Origin of the sequence: Undibacterium sp. CCC3.4 (assembly GCF_034347425.1) — a bacterium.
In the GTDB taxonomy this organism is placed as follows: domain Bacteria; phylum Pseudomonadota; class Gammaproteobacteria; order Burkholderiales; family Burkholderiaceae_D; genus Undibacterium.
The window spans coordinates 19,312-37,040 of the sequence record NZ_CP133779.1; the positions used below are offsets into that span (position 1 = coordinate 19,312).

Sequence of the window (17,729 nt, forward strand, 5' to 3'; positions counted from 1 at the left end):
CGCAATCGCATTCAGTTAAATCAAGCCATCATCGGATGACCGGGTACCGGCGCACGCATATTCAAACTACGTCGCAATACCTGATCGGTGACCCATTTCGCCGAGGCATGCGCGCGTGCCGCCACGACTTCGGGTGACAACTGCAGATAGTCATCATTGAAGACTTCAAAACTGTAATCGCCGCGATAAGCGTTTTTATCTAAGCGGCGCAACAAGTCGCTCAATTCTTGCGAGTGCGTGCCCTCACCCGGAAACACGCGCAGATGACGCGCGGTTTCGAGTCTTTCTTCGGCACTGCGGATATCACGCCACATATAATCCGACAACTGCACCATGGCGATTTTTCCACTTGGGATATCATCGATGGCATCGAAGTTGGCTTGATTGGCGAGCATGTGAAAGCTGTCGATCACTACACCGAGGTTGGCATGATCGGCCAATTCAACGGCTTGCCATGATTGTTCATACTGATTGATATGCCGCCCCCAAGACAGCGCTTCAAAGCCGACCCGCACGCCCAGCGGCACGGCCAGCGTCGCCAGTTTGGCCAAATGCCGGGCAATCACCTGGATATCGCCGCTGGCATGACTGGAAGTACTGGAACACACCATCAACAAAGGCGCGCCAACTGCGCGGCAAATCTGCAGCATGTTTTTGGCGATATCGAGCTTGTATTCGTGCAGCGGCCCGCTCAAGCCCTCAAAATCGCGCATGACTTGAATGCCGGTGACGCGCACACCGCTGGCGCGCACCAGCCGCACCGCCTGCTCCAAGCCACCCGGATACGAGGCCAAGTCTTTGGCCCACAGCATGATTTGCGAAAACCCGGCGGCTTTCGAGGCCGCCAGTTTCGATTCGAGCGGACCGGCCAGCGTGATGCTGTCCATACCGAAATTACTCAGATTCATAAAGTCCCCAGCGCCCGAAAAGCCGCCGCATCCACATCGGGCCAGCCGAACAATTCCAAGTACAAGGGTGCTTGTTCGATCAACATCTCGCGCCCTTTCTGGATACGGCAACCACGTGCTGCGGCGGCTGTCAGCAATTTCGTCATTTCGATTTTCATGCCGCAATCGGCGACGATACACTCGGCCGACAAGCCAGTGAGATCGAGCGGCAAAGGATCATCGACATGCATGCCCAGTGGCGTCGAGTTGACGATCAAATCATAGCCGCGCGCCTGTGGTGCCACCACACTGACAGCCGTAGCCGGGAAAGCGAGCTGCAAACGCTGTTGCAAGGCCTCGGCCTGTTCCGTGCGGGTGTCATATACACCGATCTCAGCAATCCCGCGCGCCGCCAAAGAAGCGGCAATCGCGCACCCGACTCCACCGCTGCCGACCACCAGCGCACGTGCCTGCGCCCAATCGAAGGGCTGGGCGGCACAAGTACGATCCAAACCACGCACAAAACCTTCGCCATCGATCAAATCGCCGACGATACGGCCTTGCAGATCGCGGTAAATCGCATTGCAAGCACCGGCCATTTGCGCGCGCTCAGTGACGATATCCACACTGCTGACCGTCATCGGCTTATGTGGAATCGACACGAAGATGCCGCCGACATTCTCGATTGTCATCAACTGCCGCACCGTCGCGGTATACGCGTCCGGCGCGACCTTGAGCGGGATCACGCGCGCATCCAAACCATGCTGCTCAAAATAGGCATTGAACAAAGCCGGTGCCTTAACCTGCTCGACCGGCCAACCGATGACGAAAAAAATACGGGTCGTTCCTGAAATTGCGCTCATGCTGTGTGCTCCGGATGGCTGACGACCAGTTCGAAACAAATGCCGCCTGTATAAAGTTGGGTCAATGCGCCTTTTTCGCTCGCACCGGCAGCGGCGCGATCAACAAACACAATGCCGCGTTGTTGTAAGCTACGCACCGCAGCAGGCACGTCCGGTGCGCCGATGCCGATGCGTACTAATTGCTCATCCCACTGCAAACCGGCAGCGCCTTCCGGCGGCTCAATCAATTGCAAGTAAAAGCTATGGCAAGGACTTTCCAACAGCATGCCCTTGGGTAAAACACCAAAGAAGCGCCCTTCCGGCAGCGGCCGAAAATCCATCAATTGCTGATAAAAATCGATCCATTCCGGCGTCCGCTCGCGCCCTATGGTTTGCACCACACCGAAGAAATGCATGCCAGCCAGTGCCGGCGGTGCCGGGTCAACTTGTGGCAGCGCTTTGAAATCGACATCGTAAATCGAGAAATCGCGCACGCGGTCGACGAAGTACAAAATCGAATCACCGACACCATGCACGCCGGGGATATTCAATTCCATCACACCGGCACGCGTCTGTATGCCCCAGGCACCCATAGCGATGGTATGGCGGTAGGCGGCATCGGCATCGCGCACGCGCAGCGCGATGGCGCTGATCACGGTCGATTGCGGCGCATTGTCAGCCGGTGGCAATGCTGCCGGGTCGGCGTTGACGATGATATTCATGCTGCCCTGGCGATACAGCGTCACTTCGCGCGAACGGTGCCGGGCGATAGCGACGAAACCCATTTGCTCCAGCAAAGCACCGAACACCAACGGACGCGCGGTCGCATATTCGATGAACTCGATGCCGGAGATACCGAGCGGATTGTCCGGCTCGGGATGATGTTGTTGCAGATTCATTGTTGGCGCACCTTGATAGGAAGATGCAGTCAGTGTAAAAAAGAGCGGTGCGAAAAAACAGTGCCAAAAAACGCGTTTGCTGCGACAATCGCTCAGTTCGCGCGATCAGCGCACAAAGCCAAGGAAATTTCAACATGTCACGCGCCCAACTCGAAGCCGTCGAAGTCGCCAAACGTGATTTGATTGATGGCCTGATCACCGGCATCGATGTCATCACCGCCTTCAACGATGATGCGGCCCGCCTGAGTGCGAGCGAACTGGCGGAAAAAATCACCATCAGCCGCAGCGCCGCGCGCCGCTATCTGCTCACGCTGGTGCATATCGGCTTGGCCGCCACCGATGGCAAAAGCTTTTGGCTCACCCCCAAAGTACTCAATCTCGGGCGTTCGTACATCAATTCGGCACGCCTGCCGCGCGCCATCGTGCCGTTCTTGCAGCGCCTGACTTTGCAGTTGCAAGAGTCGAGTAATTACTCCTTATTGGAGGGCGATGATGTGGTGTATGTCAGCCGGGTCAATGCGCCGCGTTTGCTGACCACCGGCTTTGAACCGGGCACCCGCTTACCGGCGTATACCTCGACCGCCGGCCGAGTGTTACTGGCGGCATTGAGTGAGCTGGAATTACAGACGTATTTAGCACGCGTCGAACTGGTCGCCTATACCCACTTGACCGTCACTGACAAAACCGTGTTGGCGGAAGAATTGGCGACGATCCGCGAACAAGGTTTCGCGGTGACTGAAAATCAGTTTGAAATCGGCTTGCGCGGCATCTCGGTGCCGCTCAAGAACCGCCGCGGCATGTTGGTCGGTGCCTTGAGTATTTCCATGATGATCGCCAGCAGCTCGAAAGCCGAAGCCAGTGCGCGCTGCTTGCCGGCGCTGCAGGCGGCCGCTAACACCATGATGCAGTGGGTGTGAGGGATAGCAAAAAGAGCGGACAGCAGCGAGCCCTGCCGTAGCTATGCACGGCAAGGCTCGCTGTTTGAAAAACCTCTATTGGGTTTGCAGTTGCTCGGCCAATTGCTGCAGCACGCGATAACATGGCAGTACCAAGGCGACACTGGAATTCGGTTCGCGGCCTTCGCGGATAGCGGCAAAAAATTCGCGATCCTGCAGCTCGATGCCATTCATCGATACGTCAACCTGACTGACATCGATTTTTTCTTCCTTGCCGTTGTACAGATCATCGTAACGTGCCAAGTAGGTCGCGCTGTCGCCGATATAACGGAAGTAAGTACCGAGCGGTCCATCATTATTAAAACTCAAAGACAGGGTACAAATCGCGCCGGTGCTGCTTTTGAGCTGGATCGACATATCCATGGCAATCCCGAGCTGCGGGTGGATCGGCCCTTGCATGGCATTGGCCGCAATGATTTCACCGCCACTCTGATAAGCGAACAGATCGACCGTATGGGCCGCATGATGCCAGAGCAAATGGTCAGTCCAGCTGCGTGCCTCGCCGAGCGCATTCATATTGCTGCGCCGGAAAAAATAGGTTTGCACATCCATTTGCTGCAAGCGGAAGGCCCCGCTGCGCATCTGTTCGTGAACATATTGATGACTGGGATTAAAGCGCCGAGTATGACCACACATCGCCACCAACCCGCTGCTGCGCGCCGCTGCAGCCACCGCTTCGGCACCGGCCAAACTATCGGCCAAGGGAATTTCGACTTGCACATGTTTGCCCGCCTTCAGACAAGCGATGGCTTGCTCGGCGTGTAACTGGGTCGGCGTACACAGAATCACCGCATCCACTTCCGGCAAGGCCAAACTCTCGGCCAAGTCCGTCGTCACATGGGCGATCCCGTAACGCGCCGCGATCTGCGCGGTTTTTTCCAGGTCGCGACTGACCAAGGACACCACTTCCACACCCTCGATCAAGCGAATGCCATCGAGATGCTTGATGCCGAAGGCACCGGCACCGGCCAGTGCGACTTTGATGGTCTTGCTCATGCTTAATTCTCCAAAATCAAATGACCGACCGCCGTATTCGAGGCCGGCACATGGTAAAAGCGCTGCACCAGTTTTGCTGCGGCGGCACCGGCGACATCATCCATCGCGCCACGCGCAATCAACCACATCACCAATTCTATGCCTTCCGAACCGGCTTCACGCAGGTAGTCAATATGCGCGAGATCGGCCAAACCATCGGGCTCGGCGATGAGGCGATCGAGAAAAGCATTGTCAAATTCACGGTTGATCAAGCCGGCGCGTGCGCCCTGCAATTGATGACTCATGCCACCGGTACCCCACACCTGTACCTTGAGCGGCTTGTCATAGGAAGTGATGGCACGGCGCAGTGCTTTGCCGAGCTCGAAACAGCGCCGTCCCGACGGTGCCGGATATTGCACCACATTGACGGCGAAGGGAATCACGGCACATGGCCATTGTTCGGGCTGACCGAACAGCAGCGACAGCGGCACTGTCAAACCATGATCGACATCCATTTTATTGACGATGGTCAGGTCAAAATTTTGCTGTATCACCGATTGCGCAATATGCGCTGCCAATTCCGGATGCCCGTTCACTACCGGCACCGGACGTGGCCCCCAACCTTCATCGGCCGGCTGAAATTGCGCCGCGCAACCGATCGCGAAGGTCGGTATCATTTCCAGGCTGAAGGCCGTGGCGTGATCGTTATAGACCAAAAAAATCACATCCGGCGTGTTCTCTTTGAGCCATTCCTGCGATGGTGCATAACCATCAAATACCGGTTTCCAATACGGCTCAGCACTCTTGCCAAGATCGAGAGCGGCACCGATGGCCGGCACATGCGAGGTGTACACACTGGCAGTAATACGGGCTTGCTGATCACTCATTTCTTTTCTTCTCCGATATAACGATTGCCATCGATATGGCGACCGCCGGCCAGCATCATAGCTGCATAGTCTGACTGGCTCATGCCGGTCATGCTGGCGGCCATGTATTGAAACGACAAGCCATCGGTGGCACCGATTTTGGCGAGGAAATAAATATTTCCGCCGGCCGCCAAACAACGATTCAAGTCCCGCGTCAGCACACCCTGCTTCTGCTCTTCCGTCATCGGCCATTCATCAAGGTAAGCGCGCTCGTCGGCTTTGAAACGCAGACGGTTAGCGGCCTTCATCAGCGACATGCAGAATTGATTGAGGTGATAACCAAGACGCGATTGTTCGGCATCGAAGATCGTCGTACCGGGAATATCTTGATAGGGTTTTTCCAAGGCCATGATCTAACTCCAATACAAACGTTGGGGATTATCGACCAGCAATTTCTGCTGCAGTTCAAGGCTACTGGCGATCTGCGGAATAAAGTCTACCAGCAAACCATCGTCGGGCATATGCCCCTTCAGATTCGGATGTGGCCAGTCGGTGCCCCACAATACCCGATCCGGAAATTGCTCGATCAAGCGACGCGCAAACGGCACCACGTCGCGATACGCCTGGCGTTCGCCATTGAGCGCCGGCGGGCCGCTGATACTGAGCCGCTCCGGACAACTGACTTTGCTCCAGATATGCGGATGCTCGCGCATCATGGTTTCGAACAAGGCGAACTCGGGGCCATCGACCGGCAAAGACACATCGGGCCGGCCCATATGGTCAACCACCACGGTGGTCGGCAAGCTGGTGAAAAAATCGTACAACTCGGGCAAATCCTGCGCTTCGAAATACACTACCACATGCCAACCGAGTGGCGCGATGCGGCGGGCGATATCGACCAGCACTTCGCGCGGGGTAAAATCGGCCAAGCGTTTGACAAAATTGAAGCGCGTGCCACGTACCCCGGCCGCATGCATGGCCAACAATTCGGCATCGCTGATGTCGCGATGTACCGTCGCCACGCCGCGCGCGCGCCCTTCTGCTGCCTGCAAGGCATCGAGCAAGGCGCGGTTATCGGTGCCGTGGCAAGTAGCTTGCACGATCACATTTTTTGCGAAACCCAAATGATCGCGCAAGGCGAACAATTGTTCTTTGGAGGCGTCGCACGGGGTGTATTTCCGTTCCGGCGCATACGGAAACTGCGCCGCCGGGCCGAATACATGGCAGTGCGCGTCGACCGCGCCGGCCGGTAACACAAATGCCGGCCGCGTCGGTGCCGGATGGAAATCGAGCCAACCCGGTGTTTTGATGAAATCAGTTTGTTCAGTCATAGCCGTTGTGTGTATCCGCTCTGTCAATCAAGATAAGTCAAACCGGCTTGTTCCAGTCCAGCGCGCATTTTATAATAGTCGAGGCCGAGCACACCGGAAGCGAAAATCGCCCGTTTATCGCCCTCGTTAGCTTCGCGCGCCGCCGCCGCATCGGCGACCTGCTGGGCGAACGCCGCCGGCACCACCACCACCCCATCGATGTCAGCAATCACGACATCACCAGGATTGACCTGGGCACCGGCACACACAACCGGAATATTGACCGAACCGAGCGTAGCCTTGATGGTGCCCTTGGCATTGATAGCGCGAGAAAACACTGGAAAACCCATCTCAGTGAGATCACGCACATCACGCACGCCGCCATCGATGATCAAGCCGCGTGCACCGCGTGCTTGAAACGAAGTCGCCAACAAATCACCGAAGAAGCCATCTTCATTGTCGGTGGTGCAGGCGGCCACCACCACGTCACCCGGCTGTATCTGTTCCGCGGCGACATGCATCATCCAATTATCACCCGGTTGCAGCAACACGGTTACGGCCGTGCCGCAGATACGCGCACTGCTGTAAATTGGCCGCATATACGGCTTCATCAAACCGACCCGCCCCATTGCTTCATGGATGGTGGCCACACCGAATTGTGCCAGTTGGGCCACTGCCGCCGGGTCGGCGCGTTCGATACGGCGACGGACTACGCCAAGTTGATTGATTCTGTTGCTCATGATAGTTTTCCTTGAATTGTTCGAACAATCTCGCTGTTTCAGCGGCCGGCGGCCGTCAGTGCCGCATCGAGACGGGGGAACACGCGGCGCGCATTGGCTTCGTAAATCTGGTGCCGGTCCTCGGCGCTCAGTAGCGTCGAGGCTTCAATATAGCGTTTGGTATCATCGAAATAGTGGCCGCTCTCAGGATCAATACCGCGCACGGCACCAATCATTTCTGAAGCGAACAAGACATTCTTGACCGGGATAACGGTATTGAGTAAATCGATGCCCGGCTGATGATAGACACAGGTATCGAAGAATATATTATTGAGCAAATGATCTTGCAACAAAGGTTTCTTCAATTCCTGCGCCAAACCACGGAAACGACCCCAGTGATATGGCACGGCACCGCCGCCATGCGGGATCAAAAATTTCAGGGTCGGGAAATCGCTGAACAAATCCGAGGTCAAACACTGCATGAAAGCGGTGGTGTCGGCATTGAGATAATGCGCGCCGGTGGTGTGGAAGCAGCTATTGCAACTGGTCGACACATGGATCATGGCCGGGATATCAAACTCGACCATTTTTTCGTAAATCGGGTACCAGGACTTATCGCTCAGTGGCGGCGAGGTCCAATGACCGCCGCTAGGGTCAGGGTTCAAATTAATACCGACGTTACCATATTCGCGCACGCACTTTTCCAGCTCTGGAATGCAGCTGGCCGGATCGACACCGGGCGATTGCGGCAGCATCGCCGCCGGCACGAAATGATCGGGAAACAATTGCGCTACCCGGTAACACAATTCATTGCAGATCGCGGCCCAAGTCGATGACACTTGAAAATCGCCGATATGGTGCGCCATAAAACTGGCGCGTGGCGAGAAAATTGTCAGATCAGAACCACGCTCACGCATCAGGCGTAACTGATTGTTTTCTATCGATTCGCGCAGCTCGTCGTCGCTGATACTCAGCTCGCTTACTTTGGGCATCGATGCCGGGTCGGCAATCCCGGCGATCTGACGCATCCGCCATTGTTCCAGAGATTTCGGGGCGGTCGTGTAGTGACCGTGACAATCGATGATCAATGATTTTTTTTGCATGACATAGGTCTCGTGTTTATTTTGTTAATCAAGTATTCGTGGGCTGCCACAGCGCGGCTGGCACCATCACTTCGCCGCGCATGATCAGCCGCGCAGTACGCAGCAAAGCCGCGCGCAGCACTTTCTGCGGATCCGCCGGATCGAGCCCGAGTTCGACACAAAACTCGCCACTCGGATGCTCAACCGATACCCGTCCAGCGGCATCGGCCGACAACTGCGCCACCCCGTCACACACCGAACCGGCCAACACGCAAGCGGTGCCAACGGTAACCGCAGCCAGTACGCCGATGGCATCATGACAAACGTGTGGGATGAAACTGCGCGTGCAAATACTGCCCCCCTCACGCGCTGGCGCGATCAAGGTCATCTTCGGGTAATTGCGCGCACTGACATCACCCAAACCCATCAAGTGCCCGCATTGCAGACGCAAGGCTTCCAAGCGCTGTTTGAGAGCGGCATCGGCATTGAGCTCGGCCACACTCTCATAGCCGCTGTAACCGAGGTCGGCCGCGCGGAATAACACCAGCGGCATGCCGTTATCGATACAAGTCACATCGATGGAAAATGGCGCAAAGCCGACACCATCGACTTCGACGCGGTCGCGTACCCGACCAGTCGGCAGCAACGAGGCGCAGACCGAGCCGGCGGTATCAAGAAAATTAATACTGACCGGCGCAGAACTGCCGGGCACGCCATCGATACGGGTGTCGCCGGCATAACTGACCTGACGCTGGCTGCCAAAAAAAGGCGTCTGAACCGTGATATCGCACTGCATGCCTGTATTTAACGTCAACACGCGCGCCGTGGTGGTATCGCCCTGCGCCGCGATCAAGCCGCGTTCGAGTGCGAACGGCAGCACGGCTGCCAGCATATTGCCGCAGTTAGGCGTGGTATCGACCGTACTGCCATTCGGCTGCAGTTGCGCGAACAAAAAATCGAGCGTGACACCAGACGTGCTGCTGAGACTGACAATCCCCACCTTACTGGTCAGCGGATGCGCCCCGCCCATGCCGTCGATTTGACGGGCATCGGGTGAACCCATGATGGCCAACAGCACACGATCGCGCGTCGCGATATCGGACGGTAAGTCCGAAGCCAGGAAAAAAGGACCGCGGGAAGTACCGCCGCGCATGAACAGGGAGGGAATAGGGGTTTGCATGACTGGCATTATGCAAGTCCGCACACAATAGAAAAAGAGGCAGAGAGCACTAGCAGATATAACAAACTGGCATAATAGTGCATACCTTATTCATTTCACGTCGGGAATGCCATGGATCTCAAACAACTCGATTATTTCGTCCACGTGGCGGAACTCGGCAGTTTCACGCGCGCGGCGGCCGTGCTCGCAATAGCCCAACCGGCGCTGAGCCGACAGATACGGCAGCTCGAAGTCGAGCTGCGGCAGAATTTATTAACCCGCAATGGACGGGGTGTCACTACCACCGAAGCCGGACAATTATTACTCGAACATGGCCGTGGGATTTTGCATCAGGTCGCGCGTGCCAAGGAAGATCTCGGGCGCATACGCGGTGCATTGGCCGGTCGGGTCAGCGTCGGTCTGCCGCCGAGCGCCTCAAAAATTCTCACCGTGCCACTGACGCGCGCATTCCGCCAGCACCTGCCCAATGCGACCCTGTCGATCAGCGAAGGCTTGTCAACCTCGATGCAGGAATGGCTGTTGACCGGCCGACTCGATATCGCGCTCTTGTATAACCCGACCCAAACCAGCGAACTGGCACTGACGCCGCTGGCTGAGGAACGCCTGTATTTTGTCAGTCCGGGCCATGCTAACGACGCGGCCGCACCGATCACACTCAAAGACATCGCCGCCCTGCCGCTGGTGATACCGAACCGCCCGAATGCGATTCGCATGTTGATCGAAGCGCACATGGCAACGATAGGTTGCAAGCCGCTGATCCATTTGGAAATCGACAGCGTGGCGGCGATTCTCGATTTAGTCGCCGACGGTGCCGGCCATGCGATTCTGACCGAATACGCCGTCACCACCAGTACGCAGCCGGAAGCTTACCGCATGCGCCCCATCATCGAGCCTGGCTTGGTGACACGCTTAACCATGGCCACCGCAGCCGGACGCATTACCACGCTGACGCAAAATGCCATGATGGCCTTAATCAAGGACGTCGCGGCCACCATGTATACGCCGCTTTAAGTCGGCCTCGACGGTACCACTGTAACAGGAAATTCTTCGGTATCGATTTCTGCTTGAGTGGCTGGGTTGTAACGCGCCGCCACCACGGTGCGCTCATTGATCAGTGCATCGAGTTGACTCAGCACTTGCGGTGCCAAGACCAAACTGGCTGCCGCCAAGTTTTCTTCCAAATGGGCCAGGCTGGTGGTACCGGGAATCGGAATCACATGTGCGCCGCGCGTCAGTAACCATGCCAGCGATAATTGCGCCGCGCTGCAGCCAACTTGTGCGGCCAGCGCCAGCAATTCTGTATGCCAAGGCAAATTCGCGGCGACCTGTGCGGTGCTGAAGCGTGGCATGCTGCGACGAATATCATTCGGTTCAAACGCCTGCACATCAGGCAACTGCGCCGTCAGAAAACCACGCCCGAGCGGACTGAAAGCGACCAAGGCCACATCGAGTTCACGACAAGCCTCAAGCACGGCGATTTCCGGGTTACGCGTCCATAAAGAATACTCGGTCTGCAGCGCCGCAATCGGATGCACCGCCTGAGCCCGTCGTAAAGTGACGGCCGACACTTCCGACAAACCGATGCTGACGATTTTCCCGGCCTGCACCAAATCGGCCAGCGCACCGACGCTGTCTTCGATAGGCACACTCTTATCCCAGCGATGCAAGTAGTACAAGTCGATGACATCGGTACGCAAACGGCGCAGACTGTCTTCGCAAGTACGACGCAAAGTCTGCGGCCGCCCATCGATACGACGCTGACCGTTTTCTTGAAAAATTCCGCATTTACTGGCCAAAGTAAAGCGACTGCGCTGCCCCGCCAGCACGCGGCCGACTAATTCTTCATTGGCACCATAGCCGTACAAGGCCGCCGTATCAAACAGCGTCACCCCGAGATCCAAGGCCCGCAACAAGACCCGCTCAGCCGCGGCAGCCGAGGGTGCCACACCGTAAGCGTGACTGAGATTCATGCAACCGAAACCGAGGGCCGTAACCTGGTGTTGCGCGATGCGACGTTGTTCCATGTGTGCCCCTGTGTCTGAATGCTGTCACCGCCAGCGCAAGGAATTTCGCGCAGAGATAGCCGACAGCTTGCGCATGATGAGGGTCTGCGCGTGTTTTGGCTAGTGTTACTGGGCACCAGCAGTTATAGCAATCGGGTATAGGTGAATACTCACCGTTAGCTAAGGAGATTTTGCAGCCGATTACTCCGCAGTCCGACAGACTATTGGTCTGTGCCGCCGTCACGCGTCAGAATTGCTCGTAAAAAGAGGCTGTCGCAAAAGCCTGATCATTACCCACAAGTTAGGTCGATTGCGCGCCCACCCATTCGCCCAATTCGTCATTGCCGCGCAGGCGGCAATCCAGTGGCGCGTACGCGCCTTTTATTTTTGACCAGACCGTGATGGAATTGAATTGGGGTAGTGATCCGAAAGAAACTACCCAAGAAACTACCCGGTAGCCAAACTCAAAACTAAATCAAAAGCAGCAAGCGCTTCTGGCATATTTACGACTGCACCCGTCAGCCTCTCGTAAAGAATTGAGTCAGGCACTGAGCGACATGAGCGAAGACGGCATTAAATACAATTTAAAAGTGCTGCAAGAGCAAGGCTTGATTGCCCGAATAGGTTCAACTAAGGCGTGTCACTGGAAAATAAAAGCGTGAGAAAACCTTGCCTCGCGAGAAAGTAACAAATCGCAATCAAGGCAGCACATGCATCCCATCCTCAGCCCAGTCCAGCGGCCCTTGGTAAGTCTCAGCAATCGCCGCCTGCACTTCATCGCGCGCATGCTCAACCGCCGGTGACAAATGGCTGAGCAACACGCGGCCAGCGCCGACTTCATGGACTAACTGACCGATCGCGCGCGGTGGCGTGTGCAAGGTGTACAGCACCGCTGGTGAGCCGGGTGGGTCGCGTACCACGGTGTTAAAGACTAGCAAGTCCGTGCCTTTTGCGATGCGGCGTAAATCGGGCCAGCCTTGGGCATCGATATCGCCGCTGAAGCTGATGCTTTTGCCGGCGTAATCGATGCGATACAACAGCGCCGGCGCATCGCGGTGATGGCCGGCGATGGCCGTGATCAACAAGCCATCTTGTTTGTACACCTGTCGTAGCACGCTGCGCGGGCCCAGTGCGGCCGGCACGTCGTGTGCTTCAAGCTGCAAGGGGGCCGCAAAATCCTGTAAATACGCATAGGCCCCGGCTGGCCCGAACAATAAACGCAGCAAAGCCGAGGTTGAAGGAAAGTAGGCATGCTGTGCATCGGCGGTATGGCCGTCCGGGCCGAACACGCGTAAGCGCCGCGCACCCTCGCCGGATACCGCGCGCGCCTTGAGCAAACCGGGTAAATCACCGACATGATCGGCGTGCAAGTGCGTCAGCAGCACGATGTCGGTCTGGCCCAAGGATAGGCCGCTTTCACCGAGACGCACAAAGGCACCCGGGCCGGCATCGACGAGTATGCGCGCTACCCCATCAACCAAGACCAGGTAACTCGAGGCGGCGCGTCCGGTGGCACCGGGGCCGCCGGAACCGAGCACCACCAATTCCAGCGGCGCGCTGGCAGCCGGTGCCGGTGCGGCCGTAGCCGTGCCTAGCCAGAGCAGCGTGATGCTACAGAGTAAAAGTTGTTTGCCTATGTTTTTCATCACAGCCTTATTCCGCCGAGGCGCTTGATTTGATTTAATTAAAACAAACATCGAATGATGTTCAAACGCAGTGTGCACGCACGCTGCGGCTGCGGCAAGAAGAGAAAATGCGGTCTGCTGCCGTTTTTTGTCGCATTGTTTATTGGCGTTGCGCAATTTAGGTACAAGTGCTACATTGGAAAACAACAAGAAAACAAACTAAACACAACGAGACGCAGTGCACCTTGCTTTCGAAATTCCCTTTCGTCAATTCGTACTGTTACCAGTTATATCAAGCCCTACCCAACAGCTTGGAAATATCATGTCCGCACTTGGCGCGCTTTCTGCTTCCGATGGTTCTATCATGATAGAAAAATCCCATCAACGTTCTTTGGCATTCGGTCTTTCCGATCAGGAAAATCCCGACTACAGCAGCGTTGCAGCCTCCGATTTTTCTGTATTGCTCGATCAAAATCGCGCCTTGCATACGCATGCGCTGCCAGTGATGGAAACCCTGTTCGAACAAATCATCAATACCCATAACATGGTCATTTTGACCGATGTCAATGGCTGCATCTTGCATTCACTCGGCGACGATGATTTTTTGGAAAAGGCCAACCGCGTCGCGCTCAAGCCCGGCGTCGCTTGGTCGGAAGCCAGTAAGGGCACCAATGCGATTGGCACCGCGATTGCCGAACAAAGCTCGGTGCAAATTCATGCACAGCAACATTTTTTACGCGCCAATCATTTTCTGACCTGTTCCGCCGCGCCTATCCTCGATCATCGTGGTAATGTCATCGGCGTACTCGATGTGACGGGCGACCAATGCAGTTACCATAAACACACGATGGCCTTGGTCAGAATGTCGGCGCAAATGATAGAAAATCATTTGTTTTTAGCCTCTTTCAGTAATGGCCTGACCCTGCACTTCAACACACGGCCGGAATTCATCGGCACGCTCATGGAGGGCATCGCCTCATTTTCTGCCGACGGTCGTTTTTTATCCGCCAATCGCAGCGGCTTGTTTCAGCTCGGCTTGCCTTTGCAAGCATTGCAACTCAATACCTTCAGTTCCTTGTTCGGCATCTCGATTTCGGCCTTGTACGACCACTATCGCACCGCTGCGCCGGCTTTATTGAATCTGTGTATGCCCAGCGGCGTACACGTGTATGGCCGGGCCCAACTGCATTCGCTCAATACGGCCTTCCACCAAGCGGCCGGCTTGGCGCGCGCCATCGATGGCGCTGAGCGAGCGCCGCCGCCAGCCGCTGCGACACCACGCCAAACCGCCACACCGACGCGCAAAATGTCGGGCTTGCGTTATCTTGACACCGGCGACACCAAGGTATCGGCCTTGATAGAAAAAGTCAGCAAGGTACTGGGTAAAGATATACCGATACTGATCATGGGCGAAACCGGTACCGGCAAGGAGTTATTGGCGCAAGCAATCCATAATGATTCGCCGCGCGCACACGGCCCCTTTGTCGCCGTCAATTGCGCCTCGATACCGGAAACCTTGATCGAATCGGAATTGTTCGGTTATGAAGACGGCGCATTTACCGGCGCACGAAAAAAAGGTGCGACCGGCAAGATTTTGCAAGCCAATGGCGGCAGCTTGTTTCTCGATGAAATCGGCGATATGCCATTGAGTTTGCAAGCGCGTTTACTGCGCGTATTACAAGAGCGCATGGTCACCCCCTTGGGCAGTAACAAGTCCATCACCGTCAATGTAGAATTAATCTGCGCCACCAATCGCAACTTGCGCGAGCAAATCGCCAAAGGCTTGTTTCGTGAAGATTTGTATTACCGTCTCAATGGCTTGGTGGTGCGTTTGCCGCCGCTGCGTGAGCGCAGCGACATTCAAATCGTGGTCGAAAAAATTCTGATGTCGGAAGCGACTACGCAACGGTATACGGTGGCACCGGAAATCATGGACTTATTCAAACGCCACAGTTGGCCCGGCAATTTCCGGCAACTGACCAACTTATTGCGTACCGCTATCGTCATGGCGAGCGAGGGACAGATTATACAAAAACAGCACTTGCCTGATGATTTTTTCGAAGACATGGAAGTGCCTGCCAGCGCGATCAGCGCAACACGACCACCCTTGATGGCCAGCGAGAGTCAGAATCTGGAACAGCTAGGAGTGGCATTAATACAACAGTCACTGACTACCCATCGCGGCAATGTCTCTGCCACCGCCCGCGCATTAGGGGTGTCGCGCAACACGATTTACCGTAAATTGTCCGCATTAAAGCCAGCGTCCAGCATTTAAGCGCGCCAAAACAACATCAGCTTGCTGTATCAGTTCTCAGATAAGTACTCCCTTCTCTTACACTTGTTGCCCGCTCAATATCCACGCCTACTTTTGCCCGTAATGCGGCGCACTCGCGCTGCCGTCGCTGCGCGTTTTAGCGCAACAACTTAATGGATCGTCGCAAGCGACGATGGAAAAGCCTCTGGAAGGGGTTTGCATCCCCTCCAATCGGGTCGCTCCTTCGTCGCTCTCCGGTCTGAAGAGGCTGTCGCAAAAGGGTATTGAGTCGGTATCATTACCCTAACTGGTGGCCGCGTCATTCCTGCGCGCTTTTGGCAGGAACCCAGCGGCGTTCGTGGTTAACTGAAAATGCCAGAAATTGTGGCATTTTCAGTGTAAAAAACGACGCTGGGTTCCCGCTAAAAGCATGCGGGAATGACGAGGTATGCGGTGTTTCAGGTGTAAAAAACGTCTATCAGGCTTTTGCGACAGCCTCTGAAGGCCGGGGTTTCAAACCCTAGTCAGATTTTTGATGAAACAGAGACTAATTGTGACTTATTGCAAATAGGCAAACTCCGTCAGGCAGGCTTTTTTTGCTCATAAAATGCGCATTTTCAGCCCGCCATCATAGCGCCACACCGATTTTTTCTGCGTTTGGCAAACTGCTTTGCCCTACCCTTAGCGTAGGGCAATGCCCACCCGATTATCAGCCTCCCCTGATGGGTGTTTTTTTAGTATTCGACAATACTGCGTTCAAGGACATCGATGCTGATTTCCTCATTACGGCAGCACAGACGATTTATCTACCCTACTTAAAGGAGCGCATCATGGCGCTGGTCAAGAAGTTTTCCTCAGCGGTTTCCGCTACATCAGTCGAAGGCGGTAAAGCGTCGGCTAGCTCCACACGTGATGCGGAGGTTCAACGCAAACGTGCGCGCACGCTGGCGAAGCAGCAGCAAGCGGCCGAACGGATCGCCGCTGCGACGGCACAGCTTTCTTCGGGGATAAACGAAGCCTCGACGGCAGCCGAAGAATTGAAACGCGCCGCAGATCAAATCGCTACCGGTGCCGAAGAAGCCTCGGGTGCAGCGCAAGAATCACTGGCGGCCTTAAAGCAGGTCGAAGGCGCGATCGCCCGCCAGTTGCAAAATGCCGATATCAGCCAAACCAAGGCCGAAGCCACCGTTTCACTGGTCGGACAAATCAATAGCGAAGTGGCGACGCTGGTGGCCAATGTCAATGTGGCAGCAGAACGTCAGGGTGCTTCGGTAACCATGGTGGTTGAGCTGGAAAAACAAGCGGCCAATATCGGTGAAATCGTCAAAGCCGTCGCCCGCATCGCTGATCAAACGAATTTATTGGCGCTCAATGCCGCCATCGAAGCGGCCCGTGCCGGTCAACACGGTAAGGGCTTCGCCGTGGTGGCCGACGAAGTGCGCACGCTGGCGGAAACTTCGGAAAAAAGCGCCAAGCAAATCCAAGATTTAGTCGGACAAATACAAAAAGAAGTGCAAGTCATCGCCGAAGGCATGGGGGTGTCGGTCGAAGTCGTGCTTAAGGAAGTAGAAAACGGTAAAACCATTACCAGCCAGCTCGAACAAATTCGCATCGATGCGATAGAAATTGTGCGCGGCGTGCGTGAAATTGCTGTTGGTGCACAACAATCAACCAATGCCGCCAAACAGGCTTTGCGCGGCTCGGAAGATATCGCAGCTGCGGCCGAAGAGCAATCAGCAGCGGCGGAAGAATCGGCCAAAACGATTACCCAGCAAAGCCAGGCACTCGGAGAATGCGAGCAATCGTCACAGAGTTTGGCCGAACTATCGGAAGAATTGAAAAACTCCACCGATGTCGCCAAGAGCGCCGAAGAAGTCGCCTCTGCGGCCGAACAACTGTCGTCAGCCGTGCAAGAAATCAGCCGTTCCGGCGCTCAGATCATGGCCGCGATCGAGCAAATTTTAAAAGGTGCGCAAGTGCAGTCAGCCGGCACCGAAGAAGTCGCCGCCGCCATTTCACAGATAGAAAAAGGCGTCGAGGTAGCGCAAGTGTTGGGCAAGAGCAGCGGTGAAAAGGTCAATGCCATCAAAAATTTATTGGGGGTCAATAAGCTCAGCTAAAGTGGCCCCCT

General features: G+C 55.7%; 16 protein-coding genes. 4 read left to right on the forward strand and 12 right to left on the reverse strand.

The window, feature by feature from the left end; translation table 11 throughout:
* Positions 1 to 20: 20 nt before the first annotated feature.
* The 3 genes from RHM61_RS00120 to RHM61_RS00130 are packed head-to-tail and all read right to left on the reverse strand — an operon-like array spanning position 21 to position 2,628.
* Positions 21 to 908: a sugar phosphate isomerase/epimerase family protein gene (locus RHM61_RS00120; protein WP_322249120.1), complete on the reverse strand. Its 888-nt coding sequence runs from the start codon at positions 906 to 908 to the stop codon at positions 21 to 23.
* A complete protein-coding gene (locus RHM61_RS00125; RefSeq protein WP_322249121.1) occupies positions 905 to 1,750 on the reverse strand; it encodes a shikimate dehydrogenase in 846 nt (281 codons plus the stop codon). Before RHM61_RS00125 ends, RHM61_RS00120 begins: the two co-directional genes overlap by 4 nt.
* Positions 1,747 to 2,628: a 4-hydroxyphenylpyruvate dioxygenase gene (locus RHM61_RS00130; protein WP_322249122.1), complete on the reverse strand. Its 882-nt coding sequence runs from the start codon at positions 2,626 to 2,628 to the stop codon at positions 1,747 to 1,749. The genes RHM61_RS00125 and RHM61_RS00130 overlap by 4 nt, the downstream gene beginning before the upstream one ends.
* 134 nt (positions 2,629 to 2,762) lie before the next feature.
* Between RHM61_RS00130 and RHM61_RS00135 the strand changes: the two genes are divergently transcribed.
* Positions 2,763 to 3,545: an IclR family transcriptional regulator domain-containing protein gene (locus tag RHM61_RS00135; RefSeq protein WP_322249123.1), complete on the forward strand. Its 783-nt coding sequence runs from the start codon at positions 2,763 to 2,765 to the stop codon at positions 3,543 to 3,545.
* A 75-nt stretch (positions 3,546 to 3,620) separates the two neighbouring features.
* Here the strand turns inward: RHM61_RS00135 and RHM61_RS00140 are convergent, their stop codons facing one another.
* Genes RHM61_RS00140 through RHM61_RS00170 form a run of 7 tightly spaced genes read right to left on the reverse strand, consistent with a single transcriptional unit; the run spans position 3,621 to position 9,716 of the window.
* Entirely contained in the window at positions 3,621 to 4,580 is a 960-nt protein-coding gene (locus RHM61_RS00140) for a Gfo/Idh/MocA family oxidoreductase (protein ID WP_322249124.1), read from the reverse strand.
* Positions 4,581 to 4,582: 2 nt separating this feature from the next.
* On the reverse strand, positions 4,583 to 5,446 hold the full coding sequence (locus RHM61_RS00145) for a class III extradiol dioxygenase subunit beta (RefSeq protein WP_322249126.1): 864 nt from the start codon (positions 5,444 to 5,446) through the stop codon (positions 4,583 to 4,585).
* Positions 5,443 to 5,835 (reverse strand): protocatechuate 4,5-dioxygenase subunit alpha, encoded by a 393-nt coding sequence (ligA, locus tag RHM61_RS00150; protein WP_322249127.1) that lies wholly within the window; start codon positions 5,833 to 5,835, stop codon positions 5,443 to 5,445. The genes RHM61_RS00145 and ligA overlap by 4 nt, the downstream gene beginning before the upstream one ends.
* Positions 5,836 to 5,838: 3 nt before the next feature.
* Positions 5,839 to 6,756, reverse strand: coding sequence for an amidohydrolase family protein (locus tag RHM61_RS00155; RefSeq protein WP_322249128.1), 918 nt, complete (start codon positions 6,754 to 6,756; stop codon positions 5,839 to 5,841).
* 23 nt (positions 6,757 to 6,779) lie between these two features.
* Positions 6,780 to 7,475 carry a 4-carboxy-4-hydroxy-2-oxoadipate aldolase/oxaloacetate decarboxylase gene (gene ligK, locus RHM61_RS00160; RefSeq protein ID WP_322249129.1) on the reverse strand — a complete coding sequence of 232 codons (696 nt, stop codon included), beginning with the start codon at positions 7,473 to 7,475 and terminating at the stop codon, positions 6,780 to 6,782.
* A gap of 38 nt (positions 7,476 to 7,513) precedes the next feature.
* On the reverse strand, positions 7,514 to 8,542 hold the full coding sequence (locus RHM61_RS00165; protein ID WP_322251148.1) for an amidohydrolase family protein: 1,029 nt from the start codon (positions 8,540 to 8,542) through the stop codon (positions 7,514 to 7,516).
* A 43-nt stretch (positions 8,543 to 8,585) separates the two neighbouring features.
* Positions 8,586 to 9,716 (reverse strand): 4-oxalomesaconate tautomerase, encoded by a 1,131-nt coding sequence (locus RHM61_RS00170; RefSeq protein ID WP_322249130.1) that lies wholly within the window; start codon positions 9,714 to 9,716, stop codon positions 8,586 to 8,588.
* 111 nt (positions 9,717 to 9,827) lie between these two features.
* On the opposite strand from RHM61_RS00170, the gene RHM61_RS00175 reads away from it, so the two are divergent.
* Positions 9,828 to 10,727 carry a LysR substrate-binding domain-containing protein gene (locus RHM61_RS00175; RefSeq protein WP_322249131.1) on the forward strand — a complete coding sequence of 300 codons (900 nt, stop codon included), beginning with the start codon at positions 9,828 to 9,830 and terminating at the stop codon, positions 10,725 to 10,727.
* Here RHM61_RS00175 and RHM61_RS00180 read toward each other — a convergent pair.
* Together RHM61_RS00180 and RHM61_RS00185 are read right to left on the reverse strand one after the other, a co-directional pair.
* On the reverse strand, positions 10,724 to 11,740 hold the full coding sequence (locus RHM61_RS00180) for an aldo/keto reductase (RefSeq protein WP_322249132.1): 1,017 nt from the start codon (positions 11,738 to 11,740) through the stop codon (positions 10,724 to 10,726). The two genes, RHM61_RS00175 and RHM61_RS00180, sit on opposite strands and share 4 nt — an antisense overlap.
* A gap of 677 nt (positions 11,741 to 12,417) precedes the next feature.
* Entirely contained in the window at positions 12,418 to 13,365 is a 948-nt protein-coding gene (locus tag RHM61_RS00185; RefSeq protein WP_322249133.1) for an MBL fold metallo-hydrolase, read from the reverse strand.
* A 301-nt stretch (positions 13,366 to 13,666) separates the two neighbouring features.
* Between RHM61_RS00185 and RHM61_RS00190 the strand changes: the two genes are divergently transcribed.
* Together RHM61_RS00190 and RHM61_RS00195 are read left to right on the forward strand one after the other, a co-directional pair.
* On the forward strand, positions 13,667 to 15,619 hold the full coding sequence (locus RHM61_RS00190; RefSeq protein ID WP_322249134.1) for a sigma-54-dependent Fis family transcriptional regulator: 1,953 nt from the start codon (positions 13,667 to 13,669) through the stop codon (positions 15,617 to 15,619).
* Positions 15,620 to 16,320: 701 nt separating this feature from the next.
* The gene (locus RHM61_RS00195; protein WP_322249135.1) at positions 16,321 to 17,718 is read left to right on the forward strand and encodes a methyl-accepting chemotaxis protein; all 1,398 of its coding nucleotides are present in this window, start codon (positions 16,321 to 16,323) and stop codon (positions 17,716 to 17,718) included.
* Positions 17,719 to 17,729 lie beyond the last annotated feature (11 nt).